Here is a 17817-nt window from a genome sequence, read left to right on the forward strand (position 1 = left end):
ACAACGCCCTCGGGCGGGAGTGAACGTGATGCGGTCCTTGAAGGAACGTCTGGTACATATGGTGTCATTTGAGCTGGGTGGGCTGGTGATCGTCACGCCGCTGGCCAGCATGCTCAGCGGTCACGGCCTCGCCGAAATGGGAGTGCTGGCGGCCGGGCTCGCCACCGCCGCCATGCTGTGGAATCTGGTGTGGAACTGGATGTTCGATCGCTGGGTCCCCAGTCGCCGGCGCACCTTGCAGCAGCGTCTGGCCCAGGCCTTTGGTTTCGAGCTTGGGCTTCTGGTCATGACGCTTCCTGCGGTGGCCTGGTGGATGAACATCGGTCTGGTGGAAGCGTTCTGGCTGGACGCCGGCTTTATGCTGTTCTTCCTGATCTATGCCATGGTTTTCAATTCGCTGTTCGACCGGATCGTTGAACGTCGTCTTCAGGGAGCAAGCGGATGAGTTATCTGTATCTGGCACTGGCCATCATCGCCGAGGTCATTGCCACCTCGGCGCTCAAGGCCTCCAATGAATTCACCCGGCTGTGGCCCAGTGTAGTGGTGGTGGTGGGTTACCTGGCGGCCTTCTACCTGCTGTCGCTGGTACTGCGCAGCGTACCGGTGGGGATCGCCTACGCCTTCTGGGCGGGTCTGGGCATTGTGCTGGTGACCCTGGTCGGCATCATCGTCTACGGCGAGAAGCCCGACCTGCCCGCCCTGGTGGGGCTCGCCATGATCATTGGCGGGGTCTGCGTGATCCAGCTGTTTTCTTCTACGGCGTCCCACTGACGGTTCTCGGCGTCCCTGTGACGGGGTCTCGGCGTCCCTGTGACGGATTCTCGGCGTCCCTAGGAGCGTGGCGGGTAGCAATAAGCGCTGCGGCGTGGTCATGTCATCGACCCGCAGTCGAATCCTGTCGCGCCAGGCGGTAGACTCGGCCCTCGTTGCGTCGAAACGGCGTGACGTCCGTCCACCCCAGGGAAGTCTTCATGTCGTCGCGCTCTTCATCCGCCATATCCGCCTTGATGACCACAGCGTTGCTGACGCTGGCTACCGTCGTGGTGCCTGCCGCCAGCGTGCAGGCGGCGGGCTTCTCGAATCTTGCCGAATTGACGAATCAGGGCTTCCAGGTCAGTGCCGAGGCACGCTTGCTCGAAATGGGCGCCGCGCCAGCAGAAACCCTGGGTAGCTTGGAACCGGGCCGCTTGTTGACGCCGGCATCGGTCACCAAGGTCTACACCGCCGCAGCGTCGTTGGATGCCTGGGGGCCACAGCATCGCTTTACCACCGATGTGGTCAGCACCGCTCGTCCGGATGCCGGCGGGACCGTGGCGGGCGACCTGGTGCTGGTGGGCGGCGGCGACCCCAGTTTGACCAGCGAAGACCTGTGGCGCCTGGGTCAGCGGCTGCACCAGGCGGGCGTACGGCGTGTCTCCGGCAGGCTGGTCGTCAGTCAGTGGCGCTTTGGTCCGGTGACCTGCCGTACCATCGACCGCTGCACCGCCCGTGAGCGTTCCGACAATGCCTACAGTGCGCTTTTGACCTCGGCCGGCGTCAACTACGGCAGCTGGTGCGTGCAGGTGGCCCCTGGCGCCGTGGGTGGCCCTGCGCGGATCACCGGCTGCAACAGCCAGGCGCCGCTGTTCGCGGTCAACAATCAGGTCACCACTCAGGGCGCCAATGCCGGTACCAGCCTGCAGGCCACCCGAGTCACTGGCAGCACCGGCGAGACCTTGACCGTCAGTGGACAGATTTCCTCCAACGCCTTGCCCCGTGAGGTCTACCGTGCCAGCGCTGATCCCGCGGCGCAGACGGCTGCCACCCTCCAGGCCATGCTGGCGAGCATGGGAATCACGGTGGAAGGGGGCGTGGCCACGACCAGCGAGCCGCCGCCGGCCTCCGCACGGCGCCTGGCAGCGGTGGATGGCAAGCCGCTGCAGGAAATTCTGCTGCGTATGCTCAACTACTCCAACAACTACATGGCCGACGTGCTGGCGCTGAATCTGGTCGATCAGCCGAGGGCGGAGCTCGACCAGGCCGGGACGGCACTGGAAACCTTTATTGCCCAGGTGCCAGGTCATGGCGCAGCGACCATGGAAAGCGGCAGTGGCCTGACCACGGGCAACAAGATATCCGCCATGGGGGGTAACGCCCTGCTGGAGTACATGTTCCAGCGAGCCGACCTGTTCCCGGTGTTCAATGCAGGACTGCAGGCGCCCACCAATGGCCCGATGCGCTTCATTCGACGGGGGTCGTCGACCTTCCAGAGCCACGTCACGGTGAAGACCGGCACGCTTAACCAGCCGGTGGCGGTGCGTGCCGTGACCGGTTACTTCCGTACCGCAAGCCATCGCTTCGGGGTGTTCACGGTGCTGGTCAACGGCACCTCCTCCACGCCCTATATCAGCTGGTCCAGGGTGCTTGACCTGGTATCTCTCGATCTGGATCGCATGATTGCCAACCACTGAGGGACGCAGGAACGCGTCCCGCTGCACGAGGAAGTCTCATGAAGCCCGGACACACCGGCTGGCGCCACCTGATTCACTCGACGCGTTACTCATTGAAGGGATTGCGAGCGGCCTTTCGTCATGAATCGGCCTTCCGCCAGGAGCTGGGGCTGTGCATGGTGCTGGTACCGCTGGCCTGGTGGATTGGCGATACCCCGGTGGAGTGGATTCTGCTGGTGGGCAGCTGCTTCATGGTGCTGATCGTGGAGCTGGTCAACAGCGCCATCGAAAGCGTGGTCGATCGCATCGGGCCCGAGCGCCATGTGCTGTCCGGGCGAGCCAAGGATATTGGTTCCGCCGCAGTGATGCTGGCGCTGTTCATGGCGGGATTGACCTGGGCGTTGCTGGCCGCCGAGAAGTTCTTGATGGGCTGACGGCCATCTTGCGCCAGCGGAGGGTGTCGGGACCGCCGCGCTTGTTTATGCTCAGGGTATGAACCGAGGCATACACCGCCGGCTGAAGCGCACGGCGACGATGACGAACAAGGAGAGCCGCCATGGAACAGAGCCCGGACTTTCTTCCCCGCGATGATATTCCGGCTGCCTTGCACGGTGCTCTGGACAAGGCATGGGGACGCCTGGCCGCGCGTATCGATCAGGCGGACAACATCGCCGAGATGAGCGGCAGCGAGCCCCCCGGTGAGCTGTATCAGGCGCTCGAAACCCATCGACGGGTCGAACTCGCCCGAGTGCTGGCGATCTCCGAGTTTGCCGCCGAGACGCTGGTGCGCTATCCCCAGTGGCTGGGCTGGTTGGACTCCAGCGGCGAGCTGGATCGTGCGCTGAGCCTTGCAGAGCTCCAGGAGCTGTTGGATGAGGTCCTGGCGTCGGCCGACGACGAGGCTGCCATGCAGGCGGCGATTCGGCGCTTTCGTGCCGCGCGCATGCTGGCGATCGTGTGGCGTGATATCAATCGCCCTGAGGGCATCGATGCCTGGGCCACTGGTGCCGCGGTGTCGCGCCTGGCCGAGGTCTGCCTGGAAGGGGCGCTTGGCTGGCTCGAGCGCTTTGTCGAGGCCCGCTGGGGACGCCCCGCGCCCCGCGGGGACGGCAGCGAGCAGCGCCTGGTGGTGCTCGGCATGGGCAAGCTGGGCGCCGGTGAGCTGAACCTGTCGTCGGACATCGACCTGATCTTCGCCTATCCCGAGAAGGGCGAGACCCAAGGCGGGCGCAAGGCGCTGGACCACGTCGAGTACTTCACCAAGCTCGGGCAGAAGCTCATCTCGGCCCTGGACCCGGTGACCGCCGACGGCTTCGTCTTTCGCGTCGATATGCGCCTGCGCCCGCTGGGGGACGGCGGGCCACTGGTCGGCAGCTTTGCCTCACTGGCGGGCTACTACCAGGATCAGGGCCGCGAGTGGGAGCGCTATGCCATGCTCAAGGCGCGCCCGGTGGCCGGCGATATCGACGCCGGCTACGAGCTGTTGTCGAGCATTCGCCCCTTCGTCTATCGCAAGTACCTGGACTTCGGTGCCATCGAGTCGCTGCGGGAGCTCAAGGCGATGATCAATCGCGAGGTCCGGCGCAAGGGCATGCAGGGCAACATCAAGCTGGGCCCCGGCGGCATCCGCGAGGTCGAGTTTATCGTTCAGGCCTTTCAGCTGATTCGCGGTGGGCGTGATACCGAGCTTCAGGTCACCTCATTGAAGACCGCCATGCAGCGTCTGCCGGAGCTCGGCCTGTTGCCCCAGGGCGTGGTCGACGAGCTGCTGCCGGATTACGCCTTCCTGCGTGATCTGGAGCACGCCATCCAGGCGCTGGAGGATCGCCAGACCCAGGCCCTGCCCGATGACGAGCTCGACCGCGAGCGTGTGGCGCTGGCCATGGACGCCAAGGACTGGCCGGCGCTGATGGCGCAGCTGGATGAGGTGCGCGCACGGGTCCGCCAGCACTTCGATGCGGTGATCAGCGATCCCGAAGACGAGGTCGAAGAGGACACGGAGGAGGGCGCCAACCTCGAAACCTGGCGCCAGCTGTGGCGCGGCGAGCCGGACGACGAGGAGGCCGAGGCCACGCTGACGCGGGCTGGCTTCGAAGACGCCACCACCGCGCTCAAGCGGATCAAGGGCCTGGCGGGGTCGCGTCAGGTTCAGACCATGCAGCGGGTGGGCTTTGAGCGCCTCGACGCGCTGATGCCGATGCTGCTGGACGCGCTGGCCGACAGCGAAGCACCCGATGCGTCACTCGAGCGAGTGCTGCCGCTGATCGAGGCAGTGCTCAGGCGCACCGCCTACCTGGCGCTGCTGCGGGAGAACCCGGACGCCCTGGGCCACCTGATGAAGCTGTGCGGCGCGAGTCCCTGGATCGCCGAGCAGATCGCCCGTTATCCGATCCTGTTGGATGAGCTGCTGACGCCTGACACCCTCTATACCCCGGCCGACAAGCAGCGTCTGGCCGATGAGCTGCGCCAGACCCTGGCGCGGATCCCCGAGGATGATGAAGAGGCCCAGCTGGAAGCCCTGCGGGTGTTCAAGCACGCCCAGGTGCTGCATGTGGCGGCCTCTGACATCGCCGGCACCCGTCACCTGATGAAGGTCAGCGATTATCTCACCTACATCGCCGAGGTGATTCTCGACGCGGTGCTGGTGATGGCCTGGAAGACCCTGACCCGCAAGCATGGCTTTCCGCTTGGCAAGGATGGCGAGCGGGTGGGCGAGACCCCGGCGTTTCTGGTCGTCGGCTACGGCAAGCTCGGCGGCATTGAGCTGGGCTATGGCTCGGACCTCGACCTGGTGTTTCTGCATGACTGCGCGTCCCAGGGCGAGACCGACGGCAAGCGCCCGATCGACAACACCGTCTTTTTCACCCGCCTGGGACAGCGCATCATCCACCTGCTGTCGGCGGTGACGCCAGCCGGGTCGCTCTACGAGGTCGATATGCGCCTGCGCCCATCGGGCAATGCCGGTCTGCTGGTCAGTCCCCTGAGCGCCTTTGCCGACTATCAGCGCGAGCAGGCCTGGACCTGGGAGCACCAGGCGCTGGTGCGCTCCCGGGTGGTGGCCGGCAGTGCCGAGCTGACCGAGGCCTTCGAGCAGGTACGCCGCGATATCCTCGGCAGCGAGCGGGAGCAAGACGCCCTGCGCGATGAAGTGGTCAAGATGCGCCACAAGATGCGTGACCACCTGGGGTCAAAGGGCAGTGACGACACCTTCGACCTCAAGCACGACCCCGGTGGCATGGTCGATATCGAGTTCCTGTGTCAGTACGCGGTGCTGGCACTGTCCCATCAGACGCCGGAGCTCATGCGCTTCAGCGACAACATGCGGATTCTCGAGACCCTGGAAGAGACCGGTCACCTGGCCCCCGACGAGGCCCAGGCCCTGCGTGATGCCTACCTGGCCGCGCGCAGCGCCAACCACCGTGCAGCGCTGACCCGGGAGACCGCCCGCGGCGATGTGGTCGAGTTCAAGGCCCATCGGCAGGTGGTCATCGACGCCTGGCGGCGCTGGCTGGAGCCAGAGGCCTAGGGCCTTTAGCGAGGCTCTCGGAGCGCTGATGCCAGGCCGGATCAGGCCACCTGGCGCTCCGGGAACTGCGCGGTAAACCAGCGCTTGAATCTCTCGAATGCCTCGTCGTTCTCGCACTCTTCCCGGTAGAGCAGGTAGTGGTGAGTGTCGTTCAGCACGATCTGCTCGTTGACCGGGCGCACCAACCGCCCCTGGCGCAGCAGATGCTCCACCAGATGGCCCCAGCCCAGCGCCACCCCCTGGTCGCTCAACACCATCTCGATCAACAGGTTGTAGTCATTGGCATTGAACACGTGGGGAGCGTCTGCCGGGCGCTGATCCAGCGACATGCCGTGCATCGACAGCCATACGCTCCAGTCCACGTGCTCGGCAACCTGGGAACGACCGTAGGGCGTCAGGTTCAGCAAAGTGCCGTCCCGCATGGTGTCCAGCGACGCCACCTCCGGATGGTCGCGTAGATAGCGCGGCGTGCAGATAGGGAAGATCTCATCGTGAAACAGCGCGACGCTCAGATAGCCCTCCCGCAACCGTGACATCTTGGTGATGAAGACATCTGGCTTCAGCCCCGGGTCCAGTGACAGGAAGTTCTGGGTAGTGACCAGGTTGAGGTCGATGTCCGGATTGGCACTGAAGAAGCTGGGCAGGCGGCTGGCCATCCATAGCGCCGAAAATGCCGGCGAACAGCACACCGTCAACTGTCGTCGCGCCGGGCGCGCCTGCTCACGCCGAATGCGATCTGCCGCCTGGGCAATGTTCAGAAACGACAGCTGTGCCGCGTCGAAGAAGATCGAGCCGGCCGGGGTTAATTCCACCGAGCGGCCAGTACGGGTGAACAGTGGTGTTCCAAGATGATCTTCGAGCTCGCGAATCTGGCGGCTGATGGCAGCCTGCGTCACACAGAGCGACTCGGCGGCTCGGGTAAAGTTCAAGTACTTGGCCGCTGCCACGAAGGATCTGACCGCGCGCAGGGAAGGCATCCTGATGAGCGTCTGGTCCGGGGCAGTGGGAATCGTCATGGGCACGGCTCGCTTTGGTGTTGAGGGGGCGGCGACCCCTCCAGCATATGCGATCTGCCGGCCGCTGACATGTCACGCAAGCGCCGTCCTGTTGCGCTTGCTCAACCATGACCTGAGGTCATGGCTTCTCGGCAGTAAAGGTTGATTCCGCCCCGCCAGCACCCTTCATAAGCTGATCCTTGGCAGCGAGCCATTCCCCGGCTCACTGTCGGCTCGTCTCCTGCTGGTGCTGGCCGAAGCGCCGTCGCGGGACACCGTAACCACACAACAACGAGGACCTGGCATGAATTTCGATGGTATCTGGGTGCCCATCGTCACCCCTTTCGATGACGCCAACCGTATCGATTATCCGGCGCTGACAGGGCTGGTCGACCTGCTGGTGGAGCAAGGGGTGCATGGCCTGATCGTGGGCGGCACCACCGGTGAATACTATGCGCTGGATCATGCCGAGCGGCTGGCCACTATCTCTGCCGTGGTCGACCATCTGGCCACCTTGGGGCAGCGTTCCATCCCGGTCATTGCCGGCATCAACAGCACGACCACCGACGAGAGCCTGGCGCTGGGCAAGGCTGCCAGGGACGCAGGCGTCGATGGCATCCTGGTGGCGGCACCCTTCTACAGTCACCCGACCCAGGATGAGTTGCGCGCCCACATCGAGCGCATCGATGACGCCGTCGACCTGCCGATCATGCTCTACAACTTTCCCGACCGCACCGGCGTGCCCATGAGCCTTGAGCTGCTCGATGCGCTGCGCGCGCGTCCCAATGTCCAGGCGATCAAGGAGAGCACCGGTTCCATCGAGCGCCTGCACGCGTTGGCCACCGAGCATGCCGACCATCTGCAGCTGTGCTGCGGCATGGACGATCAGGTGCTGGAGTTCTTTGTCTGGGGCGCGCGCAGCTGGGTCTGCGGTGCCGGCAATTTTCTGGCTCCCGAGCACGTGGCGCTGTATCGCAGCTGCGTGGAGGAGAAGAACTTCATCGCCGGTCGTGAACTGGCGACCCGGCTGCTGCCGATGCTCAATCTGCTGGAGCAGGGCGGCAAGTTCTGTCAGTCCATCAAGGCGGGGTGTGAGCTGGTCGGGCATCCGGTGGGCCCCACGCGGGCGCCGTTGCTCGCGCTTGCCGAGGACGAACGTCGTGAACTGGCGGCCATCATCGAGGTGCTGAGGCGCCACGATCGCTAGGGCTCAGCCACCAAGGTGACGACTTCAACGACTTGCCAATGACGACTTGCCAATGACGACTGTGATGTCTTTTGAGCGTGACCCATTGAGTCACGCAGGTGCCGTCGGGAGGCGGCAGCTGGGTCTGCCGAGCCCGCACTCCGATGGCCGCAATGCCTGGTACGAGATGCTGCCTTTACCCCCGGCAAGCACTGTCTTGATGGGACAGCAGTGTGCCGACTGGGTCGTGCTGGGCGCGGGGCTCGCTGGCCTGGCCGCCGCCCGGCGGCTGGCCGAGTTGCATCCGCAGTCTTCCATCGCCCTGGTCGAGGCCTCGCGGGTCGGCTTCGGGACGGCCGGCCGCAACTCTGGCTTCATGATCGACCTGCCCCATGACCTGAGGTCGCACAGCTATACCGGTGACTGCCAGGTGGATCGAGATCAGATTCGCCTGAATCGCGTCGCCATCGACTGGCTGCGCCAGATCGTCAGGAAGCATGACATCGCCTGCGATTGGCAGGAGCGAGGCAAGCTCCACGGTGCTGCCGAGCCACAGGGACTCGCGGATCTTGAGGATTTCGCCCGGGGGCTCGACGCCCTGGGCGAACCCTACACCGCCCTCGATGGTCGTGATATGGCTCGAATCACCGGCAGCCCCTTCTACTGCGGCGGTTTGCATGCGCCTGGTTGTGTGCTGGTGCAGCCCGCCGCGCTGGTACGCGGGCTAGGGGCGAGCCTGCCGGAGAACGTCAGGCTGTTCGAGGACAGTCCGATCCAGACCCTGGAGATCGGATCGCCCCATCGATTGATCACACGCCAGGGGGCGCTGACCACGCCACGCTTGATCCTGGCGACCAACGCCTACGCGTCCAGGCTGCCTGGGCTCGGGCTCAGTGGACGGATGCTGCCGATCTACACCTTCGCCAGCATGACGCGTCCACTGGACGCTGGCGAAGCCACCCGGCTAGGCGGTGATCCCTGCTGGGGGCTGGTCCCGGCGGACCCCATGGGTACCACCGTCAGGCGCCTGGGCAATGGCCGGATCTGCATTCGCAACTCTTTCCGCTATCGGCCCTCGCTCAAGGCCGATGCGGCGGTACTGAGGCGTGTCCGTGAGATCCACCAGCGATCGTTCCGGCGACGCTTCCCGATGCTCGATAACGTCGAGATGACCCATACCTGGGGAGGCGCACTGTGTCTGTCGCGCAATGGCGGCGCGCCTTTCGGCGAGCTGGCACCGGGACTCTACAGCGCGCTGTGTCAGAACGGTCTTGGCCTGACCAGGGGCACCCTGGCCGGCAAGTCCATCGCCGAGTTTGCCAGTGGCGTCGACAGCGACGTGCTGGCGCTCTTGTTGAAGCAGCCCAGGCCCTGTCGCAATCCGCCCGAGCCGTGGCTGGGTCTGGGCGTGCGCTCGACCTTGGCGTGGAAGGAGTGGCAGGCCGGCATCGAGCGCTGAGCCGAGCCAGCCTGCTGCCCATGATCGGGATACCAAGAGGATAATCACAATGACCGATAGTCTGGATCGCGGCGCCATTGAGGCCGCCATCGCTACCCTGAAGCTCCCGCACCAGGCCTTTATCGACGGCCGCTTTGTCGATGCCTTGAGTGGTGAAACCTTTACCACCCTCAACCCCGCCACCGGCGAGGCGCTGACCCAGGTGGCCGCCTGTGACGAGGCCGACGTGGACGCTGCCGTGACGGCAGCGCGGCGGGTCTTCGATGCCGGAGACTGGTCGCGGCGCCCACCGGCGGAGCGCAAGGCGGTGCTCTTGCGGTTTGCCGGCCTGATAGAAGACCACTGCCTGGAGCTTGCGCTGCTCGAGAGCCTGGAAGCAGGCAAGCCCATCGGCGAGTGCTACAACGTCGATATCCCCGACACCGCCAACACGCTGCGCTGGCACGCCGAGGCCATCGACAAGATCTACGATGCCCTGTCGCCGGCAGGGGAGGGTGTGGTATCGATGATCACGCGGGAGCCGATTGGCGTGGTGGGTGCGGTATTGCCCTGGAACTTTCCGGCCATGATGGCTGGCTGGAAGCTGGGTCCGGCGCTGGCCGCGGGTAACAGCGTCGTGCTCAAGCCGGCGGAGCTGACCTCGCTGAGTACGCTGCGCCTGGCAGAGCTGGGGCGTGAGGCGGGCCTGCCCGATGGCGTGCTCAATGTCGTGACGGGGCTTGGTCATGTGACCGGCAAGGCCATTGGCCTGCATCCGGATATCGACCTGGCCGCCTTTACCGGCTCCACCGAGATCGGACGCCGCTTCCTCGAGTATTCGGCGGCCAGCAATCTCAAGCGCGTCGTGCTCGAATGTGGCGGCAAGAACCCTCAGATCGTGATGGACGATGCCGGGGACCTGGCCTCGGTGGCGAGCAACGTGCTGGCCTCGGCGTTCTGGAACATGGGGGAAAACTGCTCGGCGGGCTCGCGGCTGATCGTTCAGCGTGGCGTCAAGGACGCCCTGCTAGAAGAGCTTACCACCCAGCTCGAGCGTGACTGGCGGCTCGGCGACCCCCTCGATCCTGAGGTGCAGTTGGGGGCGCTGATCGAGCGAGATCACCTGGACAAGGTGCTGTCTCACATCGAGGCGGGGCGCCGCGAGGGGCTCAAGCTGGTCACCGGAGGGGAGCGCCTCGGCGAGCGTGGCTACTTTGTCGCGCCCACCATCTTCGATGAGGTGCCGCCGACGTCGTCATTGGCGGTGGACGAGATCTTCGGGCCGGTATTGGCGATTATCGTGGTGGACAGTGAAGACGAGGCCGTGGCGGTGGCCAATGATACCTGCTACGGCCTGGCCGCCTCGCTGTATACCGAGAACCTGAGCCGAGCACACCGCATGGCGAGAGCGATCCGCGCAGGGACCGTCTCGGTCAACTGCTTCTCGGAAGGGGATATCACCACTCCCTTTGGTGGCTTCAAGCAGTCTGGCTTCGGCGGGCGTGACAAGTCGATCTATGCCCACGACCAGTACTGCGAAATGAAGACGACCTGGATCCAGCTTGCCGGACAGCAGTGATGCATCTTCGCGTCATCCTCTGGCGCTGAGGCTGATGCCGCTGGCGCTGAGATCGAGAGAGGGGCGAAGGCCATTGGCCCGTCCCTCTGGATGAGCCTCTCTCACCTCTCTCTCATCTTTCTCTCACCTCTCTCTCACCTCTCTTCCGTCTGTATCCCTACTGTCTTTCCGCCACGGCCCCGGTCCTGGCGGTTTTTTTTGGCTGGTGTGGTCGCTGGCGGCCGTGCTTCTCGCCGCGCACCGCTCGGCCCTCCGTGTATCGGTAGTGCAATCCTCTCCAGGCAGGTCTCTTGCACAAGCGCAGACCCTGCGACGGTGGCGGAGCAAGATATGGGGGGGATGTCCGCCGGGAGGCACGCAGGTCACGCTGAGAAGTGACCGCTGGGTCCTGGCCGATGTCGCCTGAAGAAGGTGAGTAAAGAAAGCGCTGGAGGGGGCGTCCAGAAAAACGCAGGCACCAGGCGATGAGGATATCGTCTGGCGCCTGCGTCAGGACTTGGCTGGTGTGTAGAGCTCGCCGATCAGTTGATGTAGCCCAGCAGGCGAGGCAGGAACAGCGACAGCGACGGCCAGTAGGTGGTGACCAGCATGACCGGCAGGGCGGCGGTGGCCATGAAGAACAGCGCTGGTCGCATCACCTGAGACATCCCGACCTCGCCGATTCGACAGCTCATGAACAATATCGGTGCCATGGGTGGGCTGTTGCAGCCAATGACCACGCTGGTGCCGACAATGGCAGCGAAGTGCACCGGATGGATGCCGATGCTTTCCATCACCGGCAGCAGCAGCGGGCTGAGAATCGCGACGACGCTGACGTCATCCATGATCATGCCCATCAGGATCAGGAAGACGTTGACCATCAGCAGGATCAGCAGCTTGTTCTCGAAGACTTCCAGCAACACCGTGGTCAGCTGCTGCGGCACTCTTTCATAGGTGAAGATACGACTGGCGACGAACGAGAAGACCAGGATGATCATGATGACGCCAGTGGTGGAGGCGGCCCTGATCAGGCAGCGCCCGAGCTCTTTCACATCCAGCTGACGATAGACGAAGAAGCCAACCGGAATCGCATACACCAGCGCCACTGCAGCGGCTTCTGTGGGCGTGAAGATGCCGCCATAGATGCCACCCAGGATGATCACCGGCAGCATCAGCGCGGGGAACGCCTGCCAGCCGGAACGACCGATCTCGGCAAAGCGCTGACCCCATTCGGTCCGCGTCGAGGTATAGCGAGGGTGCTTGTGGGTGCGCAGGGCATTGATGATGCACAGCAGGATCATCAGCAGGATGCCAGGACCGATGGTGGCCAGAAATACCGCAGCGACCGACTGGCGCGTCACCACCGCGTACAGAATCATGGTGATACTGGGGGGGATCAACAGCCCGAGCAACGACGAGATACCCACCAGGGCGGTGGAGTACTGGCGACGATAGCCGTGCTTCTCCATGGGACCGATCATGATGGTGCCGATGGAGGCCACGGCGGCAGAGGCGGTGCCGGAAATCGCTCCGAAGATGCCGCAGGAGACCACCATGGCCGAGCCCATGCCGCTGCGAGACTTGCCCACCACCGACTCGGCGAAGGTGATAAGGCGGGCGGCGATGCCGCCGGATTGCATCAGGTAGCCGGTCATGATGAATAGCGGCAAGGCCAGCAGAATGATCGAATTGATGGACCAGTAGCCGGTGGTCATGAGCGCCGAGATGTCGATGTCGTAGAGAAATGACAGGATCAAGGTCATGGCGGCGAAGGAAAAGACCACCGGAACGCCGATGATCATCAGTATGATGACGGCAATGATGGCAATGATGGCTCCCATGGCGAGCCCTCCTGTTGATAGGGTGTCTTATGGGTTGTTGTGAGACGGCTGTTCGGGACGGGGACTGACCGGTTGACGGAAGGCGTCAATATCCAGCACCAGGTCGCGGACCAGGTACACCAGCATCAGCAGACTGGCGACCACAAAGCTGGCCTGCGGCACGTAGAGCGGGATGCCGAAGACCGGGGTGATCTGTCCCCGCTCAATGGCCCACAGCACCAGGCTCATGCTCCAGGTGAAGAAGCAGGCACAGATCCCGAGTGAGATGGCGGTGCTCAAGATCTTCACGCCGCGCCGAAAACGCCGATTCTTGGCAAATGCCTTCACGAAGTCGGCGCTGAGGTGAGAACGCTCGTGGGAGGCCAGGACCGCGCCCAGCATGTAGAACCACATGGCCGCCATCAGTACCAGCTCTTCCAGGCCGAACAGAGGGGCATCGAAGAGCACTCGAAAGGCAATGCCGAGGGCCATGCTGACGGCGAGAAAGAGCCCAAGAATGATGACCAGTACGTTGAGGCAGGACACCACCATTCGGTCGACGGCGTGTGCGGGTCGGGAGGTGGCCGCGGAGGAAGTGTCTTGAGGTGGTGTGGTGCTGCTGCTGTTGTTCATGTCCAATCTCCTGTCGCTGGAGGCCGCGAGGGCATCACAAGCCGGGCTCTTGGGTGGCAAGCCCCTGCCGGTGGGCGGTCATGGCCGCCTCATCGGAGGTGCCGACCGGCGTCACACGAGACCTGACTTCCTGCATGACCTGCTCGCCGAGAATGTCCTCGGCCTCATCCCAGACGCTGTCTCTGACACGTTCGACCCAGTTGGCCAGCTCTTCATCGCTGGGCTGGATGTACTCCATGCCATCGGCCTGGGCCGCAGCAATCCACTTCTCATCCTCTGCCCTGGCGCTGGCAAACTGTTCTTCCACCACGGTATCGACGGCGCTGGAGATGATCTTGCGATCCTCGGCGTCCATCTCATCCCATTCCTGCTGATTGATCAGGAACGTATAGAAAGAAAAGTTGTGCCGGGTGTGGACGAAGTAGTCCAGAAGCTCGCCGAAGTAGACATAGTCCCAGTAGATGACGTTGCTGGAGTCGCCATCGACCACACCGGTCTGGATCGAGGTGTAGACCTCGGACCAGTCAATCGGCACCGCCTGGAAACCTAGCGCCTGTATGGTCTGCGGCAGCGGGAATATCGGCTGGGAGCGGACCTTGATCTTGCGTGCCTGCTCATAGGTGGTGGCATAGCTGCCGCGGGTGGCAACGCCGCCGAAACCCTCGGGGAAGGGGCCGAGATAGTGCAGACCCATGTCGGAAAAGATGGGATCGGCGACCTGGGTCAGCCAGCCATCACGGCCATAGGTGGAGAGCGCTTCTTCCCAGCTGGTGCTGAGGTAGGGCAGGTGCAGAACGCTGAGCCGCTCATCGTAGGAGGTGTGCGGCCAGGTCAGCATCATGTCGACATTGCCTCGCAGCAGCTGGTCAAACAGCTCCTGGGGCCCGCCAATCTCACCTTGGTAAAACTCGTTGACCCGGATTCTGCCGCCGCTGGCGTCTTCCACCAGTGCCGCCACCCGGTGTATGGCCTTGCCGTGGGGAGATTCTCGGTCACCTGATTCGGTGGCCAGGATGAGCCTGAAGGCCCTGTCACTGGCATCGGCACTATCAGATGCTGTCAGCAAGGGCACCGACAGGACCGCGGCCGCCATGACCATCGAAGATAGAGTTGGATTCATAGTGTGTTGCCATTTGTCCTTGTTATGACGTGCGTGATCGGCCCCTTGTGGGCGATGTATCACGCCGTGTCTTGCCCAGGCATGGGTGCTCGCGATGGTGCTCGAGATGATGCTCGCGATGAGCACAATGCCATGCATGACACGCTATGAAATGGCGGGGGAACGGGGAAATGACATTTACTGACCCTAAGCCCGCACTTTTCGTCATGGTTGACCGGTGGCGGACAATAACGTCTTTTGCATCAATGAGTTGCTGTGTATCTTGCGGTGACTTCCGAGCCGTGTAGCGGACGTCTTCGGGAATGAACGTGGTGCGAATGGGCGATTGGCGGTAGTGGGCGGGGCGAGAAAAAGCGAGCGCTCTACACAGCAAAGAGCGTTTGAAGGGCCTGGTCCAACCCGCGCAGATCGTCGATCAACGGGGTATCCGAGGGAAAGGGAGATGGCTCGTCCCTGGTTCCCACTCCGATAAAGGCGGTGGCATTGGAGCGAGCGGCGCGATAGTCATTGTAGGAGTCGCCGACCATCACGGTGGTGCTGGCTGACCAGCCGCGCCTGAGCAGCAGGCCAGCGAGGGCGGTGACCTTGTCCGGCGGTGCACCGATGACCTCGTCGAACTGGGCGGCCAGCCCTCGCCGCACAACCACGTCCTCGAGCTCGCGCTGTGGCGTGGCGGACAGCAGGACCAGCGGGCAGCGGCCCCGCCACTGGGTCAGGGCCTGCATGGCCCCGGCAATCATCGGCGCACTGTCCATCAAGGCCTGCATGCGCAGACGAAACTGCTCGCACAGCGCATCGATACGGGCCTGGCTGGGTGTGCGTCCCAGGATCTGTCCCTCGATGTGTCGGAACTTCACTTCCCGCGGCTGTCCGCCTCGTCGTCCCAGGTAGGCCGCCACCGCGGCGCGAACCGCCGCAGGATGGTCGTCGTAGAGTGCGGCAAAGGCCTCGCGCTTGAGGCGGGCCGAGTCGAGAATCACACCATCGCAGTCGAACACCAGGGCGGTCGGAATCATCCGGAAACTTCCTTGTGAATGGCGCTCGCGCGGCCTGCTGGCCGCGCGAGCGAACGCAGATCACCACTCACGGCTCAGGACTGACGCTTGAGCTTGCCGTGGACCCATGCCTTGGCCGGGGTCTGCCCCAGCAGCACCAGTGCGATGACCGTAGTCAGCACCAGCGACAGCGGGTTGGTCAAAAGCGCCAGCAGGAACTGACCGCCGCTGTCGCCCACCGAGGCCATGGCCTGACGATAGGTTTCATCCAGCAGCGGCCCGAGGATGACGCCGAGAATGATCGGGCCCATCTGGAAGTTGAAGACCTTGAGCCAGTACCCGAGGATGCCGAAGCCGAGCATCCAGTACACCTCGGTCATATTGCTGTTGATGGAGTAGGTGCCGACCACGCAGAGCACCAGAATCAGCGGGATCAGGATGGCCTTGGGAACCTCGACCACCTTGGAGAAGATCTTGATGCCGGTGAGGCCGAAGATCAGCAGGAAGATATTGGCCAGGGCCAGATTGCCCACGGTGAACCAGAAGATGTGCGGCGTTTCGATCATCAGCATGGGGCCGGGATTGAGGCCGTGGATCACCAGCGCGCCGATGATCACCGCGGTGACCGCGTCGCCGGGCATGCCCAGAGTCAGCATTGGCACGTAGGCCCCACCGACTGCCGCGTTGTTGGCGGTCTCCGGCGCCACCAGGCCCTCGTAGGCGCCTTCGCCGAAGGGTACCTTGGGGTTCTTGACGGTGCGCTTGGCATGGTCGTAGGCAAACAGCGAGGCGATGTCGCCACCGGTGCCGGGCAGCGCGCCGACCACCACTCCGATGATCGCTGTGCGCACCGAGAGCGGCAGAAACTTCAGCACCATGTTGAGGGGCGGAACGATCTTGTCGACCTTCTGCTTGATCGGCACCTTCTTCAGGTTGTGGAGCTGGTAGAACGCTTCGGCCACGCCGAACAGGCCGATCATCACCACCACGTAGTGAATGCCCCCCATCAGCTGCATGTTGCCCATGGTCAGGCGTGGCGTGGCGGTGACCATGTCCAGGCCGACCAGGCCGATGGCGGCGCCGAGTGCGACCGAGAAGATGCCCCGGGCCAGGGACTTGCCCGACAGCGTGCTGACCAAGAGCAGGCCCAGCACGGCGATCAGAAAGTAATCCCTGGGGGCGAACTGCAGTGCCATGTCGGCCAGGTAAGGGGCCGTGCCAGCCAGCACCAGGGTGCCGAGCAGGCCGCCGATAACCGACATGACGGTGCTCAGGCCGATGGCACGTCCTGCCTCGCCCTTCTGGGCCAGAGGATAGCCATCGAAGGCGGTGGTGACCGCCGAGGGAGCGCCGGGGATGTTCAGCAGAATGGCCGTGCGTGAGCCGCCGTAGACGCCGCCGACATAGATGCCGACCATCAGCGCCAGGGCATTGTTGATGTCCCAGGTAAAGGTGAAGGAGATCAGGATGGACACGGCCATGGTCACCGACAGGCCGGGAATGGCGCCGATGTAGATGCCACCCAGGGTGCCGAGCGCGGTCAGCAGCAGCAGGGACGGGTCAAACCAGGCCATGGTGAAGTAGGCGAAGGTATCGTTCATGTGTCCTCCGGACTCACGGCAGGTAGACGCGGAACACCAGGGTGAACAGCGCGTAGATGATGGCGATGGAAACGCCTGCGATGACCAGCGAGCTCACCACCTTGCCGCCGCGGTAATAGATGAACATCGCGGACAGAAACAGGAAGGTGCTGATATAGAAGTGGATACCGTCGATCGCTATCAGGTAGACGACCGAGATGACCGAGAAGACCACGATGTGAGGCTTGAAGTGCTCAGCGAGAAAGGCCTTGAACTCCTGGAGGCTGCTGGTCAGCTCAGGGGCGCGGCGCTTGCGTCGATGGCTGATCAGGATCACCACCGACGAGGCCAGCATGATCAGGCCCAGACCGACAGGGAAGGAGCCGGGTGAGTTCAGCGACGGAATGCCGTCGATCTGATAGGCCTCATAGAGAAAGGCCAGGCTGAAGATCAGCAGCAGCCAGTCGAAGCATTTTTCGCCGGGCTTGACGATCTCGACGGGGGATTCGTCAGCAGAAGGCTTGTCATTCATGGCAG

General features: G+C 63.7%; 15 protein-coding genes. 8 read left to right on the forward strand and 7 right to left on the reverse strand.

Annotation, left to right across the window (positions count from 1 at the left end; all coding sequences use genetic code 11):
- Positions 1-28: 28 nt before the first annotated feature.
- The 5 genes from KUV72_RS14045 (at position 29) to glnE (ending at position 5955) form a co-directional block, all read left to right on the forward strand.
- On the forward strand, positions 29-445 hold the full coding sequence (locus KUV72_RS14045) for a PACE efflux transporter (protein WP_222163957.1): 417 nt from the start codon (positions 29-31) through the stop codon (positions 443-445).
- A complete protein-coding gene (locus tag KUV72_RS14050) occupies positions 442-771 on the forward strand; it encodes a DMT family transporter (RefSeq protein ID WP_222238824.1) in 330 nt (109 codons plus the stop codon). Before KUV72_RS14045 ends, KUV72_RS14050 begins: the two co-directional genes overlap by 4 nt.
- 200 nt (positions 772-971) lie before the next feature.
- Positions 972-2450, forward strand: coding sequence for a D-alanyl-D-alanine carboxypeptidase/D-alanyl-D-alanine-endopeptidase (gene dacB, locus KUV72_RS14055; RefSeq protein WP_261317508.1), 1479 nt, complete (start codon positions 972-974; stop codon positions 2448-2450).
- A 38-nt stretch (positions 2451-2488) separates the two neighbouring features.
- Complete coding sequence (locus KUV72_RS14060) at positions 2489-2863, forward strand: diacylglycerol kinase (RefSeq protein WP_206940597.1); 375 nt, start codon at positions 2489-2491, stop codon at positions 2861-2863.
- Between the two features lie 122 nt (positions 2864-2985).
- Complete coding sequence (glnE, locus tag KUV72_RS14065; protein WP_222238825.1) at positions 2986-5955, forward strand: bifunctional [glutamate--ammonia ligase]-adenylyl-L-tyrosine phosphorylase/[glutamate--ammonia-ligase] adenylyltransferase; 2970 nt, start codon at positions 2986-2988, stop codon at positions 5953-5955.
- A 41-nt stretch (positions 5956-5996) separates the two neighbouring features.
- Here glnE and KUV72_RS14070 read toward each other — a convergent pair whose 3' ends face one another.
- Positions 5997-6971: a LysR family transcriptional regulator gene (locus KUV72_RS14070; protein ID WP_222238826.1), complete on the reverse strand. Its 975-nt coding sequence runs from the start codon at positions 6969-6971 to the stop codon at positions 5997-5999.
- Between the two features lie 283 nt (positions 6972-7254).
- Here KUV72_RS14070 and KUV72_RS14075 point away from each other — a divergent pair, with 283 nt between their 5' ends.
- From KUV72_RS14075 to KUV72_RS14085, 3 genes are all read left to right on the forward strand, one after another.
- Positions 7255-8157 carry a dihydrodipicolinate synthase family protein gene (locus KUV72_RS14075; RefSeq protein WP_222238827.1) on the forward strand — a complete coding sequence of 301 codons (903 nt, stop codon included), beginning with the start codon at positions 7255-7257 and terminating at the stop codon, positions 8155-8157.
- A 64-nt stretch (positions 8158-8221) separates the two neighbouring features.
- The gene (locus KUV72_RS14080) at positions 8222-9595 is read left to right on the forward strand and encodes an NAD(P)/FAD-dependent oxidoreductase (protein ID WP_222238828.1); all 1374 of its coding nucleotides are present in this window, start codon (positions 8222-8224) and stop codon (positions 9593-9595) included.
- Positions 9596-9644: 49 nt separating this feature from the next.
- On the forward strand, positions 9645-11153 hold the full coding sequence (locus KUV72_RS14085) for an aldehyde dehydrogenase (protein WP_222238829.1): 1509 nt from the start codon (positions 9645-9647) through the stop codon (positions 11151-11153).
- 521 nt (positions 11154-11674) lie between these two features.
- Here the strand turns inward: KUV72_RS14085 and KUV72_RS14090 are convergent.
- The 6 genes from KUV72_RS14090 to KUV72_RS14115 all read right to left on the reverse strand — a co-directional run bounded on the left by KUV72_RS14090 (position 11675) and on the right by KUV72_RS14115 (position 17812).
- A complete protein-coding gene (locus tag KUV72_RS14090; protein ID WP_222238830.1) occupies positions 11675-12973 on the reverse strand; it encodes a TRAP transporter large permease in 1299 nt (432 codons plus the stop codon).
- Positions 12974-13000: 27 nt separating this feature from the next.
- On the reverse strand, positions 13001-13585 hold the full coding sequence (locus KUV72_RS14095; RefSeq protein ID WP_222238831.1) for a TRAP transporter small permease: 585 nt from the start codon (positions 13583-13585) through the stop codon (positions 13001-13003).
- 34 nt (positions 13586-13619) lie between these two features.
- Positions 13620-14705, reverse strand: coding sequence for a TRAP transporter substrate-binding protein DctP (dctP, locus tag KUV72_RS14100; protein ID WP_261317509.1), 1086 nt, complete (start codon positions 14703-14705; stop codon positions 13620-13622).
- 362 nt (positions 14706-15067) lie between these two features.
- The gene (locus KUV72_RS14105) at positions 15068-15721 is read right to left on the reverse strand and encodes an HAD family hydrolase (RefSeq protein ID WP_222238832.1); all 654 of its coding nucleotides are present in this window, start codon (positions 15719-15721) and stop codon (positions 15068-15070) included.
- A gap of 74 nt (positions 15722-15795) precedes the next feature.
- The gene (locus tag KUV72_RS14110) at positions 15796-17301 is read right to left on the reverse strand and encodes a tripartite tricarboxylate transporter permease (RefSeq protein ID WP_222163961.1); all 1506 of its coding nucleotides are present in this window, start codon (positions 17299-17301) and stop codon (positions 15796-15798) included.
- A 13-nt stretch (positions 17302-17314) separates the two neighbouring features.
- Positions 17315-17812, reverse strand: coding sequence for a tripartite tricarboxylate transporter TctB family protein (locus KUV72_RS14115; protein ID WP_222238833.1), 498 nt, complete (start codon positions 17810-17812; stop codon positions 17315-17317).
- Positions 17813-17817 lie beyond the last annotated feature (5 nt).

This window comes from Halomonas sp. DP4Y7-1 (assembly GCF_019800705.1).
In the GTDB taxonomy this organism is placed as follows: Bacteria; Pseudomonadota; Gammaproteobacteria; order Pseudomonadales; family Halomonadaceae; genus Halomonas; species Halomonas litopenaei_A.

Coding starts and splice junctions, on each gene's coding strand:
- KUV72_RS14045 (WP_222163957.1), top strand. CDS start 29: ATGCGGTCCTTGAAGGAACGTCTGGTACATATGGTGTCATTTGAGCTG.
- KUV72_RS14050 (WP_222238824.1), top strand. CDS start 442: ATGAGTTATCTGTATCTGGCACTGGCCATCATCGCCGAGGTCATTGCC.
- dacB (WP_261317508.1), top strand. CDS start 972: ATGTCGTCGCGCTCTTCATCCGCCATATCCGCCTTGATGACCACAGCG.
- KUV72_RS14060 (WP_206940597.1), top strand. CDS start 2,489: ATGAAGCCCGGACACACCGGCTGGCGCCACCTGATTCACTCGACGCGT.
- glnE (WP_222238825.1), top strand. CDS start 2,986: ATGGAACAGAGCCCGGACTTTCTTCCCCGCGATGATATTCCGGCTGCC.
- KUV72_RS14070 (WP_222238826.1), bottom strand. CDS start 6,971: ATGACGATTCCCACTGCCCCGGACCAGACGCTCATCAGGATGCCTTCC.
- KUV72_RS14075 (WP_222238827.1), top strand. CDS start 7,255: ATGAATTTCGATGGTATCTGGGTGCCCATCGTCACCCCTTTCGATGAC.
- KUV72_RS14080 (WP_222238828.1), top strand. CDS start 8,222: ATGTCTTTTGAGCGTGACCCATTGAGTCACGCAGGTGCCGTCGGGAGG.
- KUV72_RS14085 (WP_222238829.1), top strand. CDS start 9,645: ATGACCGATAGTCTGGATCGCGGCGCCATTGAGGCCGCCATCGCTACC.
- KUV72_RS14090 (WP_222238830.1), bottom strand. CDS start 12,973: ATGGGAGCCATCATTGCCATCATTGCCGTCATCATACTGATGATCATC.
- KUV72_RS14095 (WP_222238831.1), bottom strand. CDS start 13,585: ATGAACAACAGCAGCAGCACCACACCACCTCAAGACACTTCCTCCGCG.
- dctP (WP_261317509.1), bottom strand. CDS start 14,705: ATGAATCCAACTCTATCTTCGATGGTCATGGCGGCCGCGGTCCTGTCG.
- KUV72_RS14105 (WP_222238832.1), bottom strand. CDS start 15,721: ATGATTCCGACCGCCCTGGTGTTCGACTGCGATGGTGTGATTCTCGAC.
- KUV72_RS14110 (WP_222163961.1), bottom strand. CDS start 17,301: ATGAACGATACCTTCGCCTACTTCACCATGGCCTGGTTTGACCCGTCC.
- KUV72_RS14115 (WP_222238833.1), bottom strand. CDS start 17,812: ATGAATGACAAGCCTTCTGCTGACGAATCCCCCGTCGAGATCGTCAAG.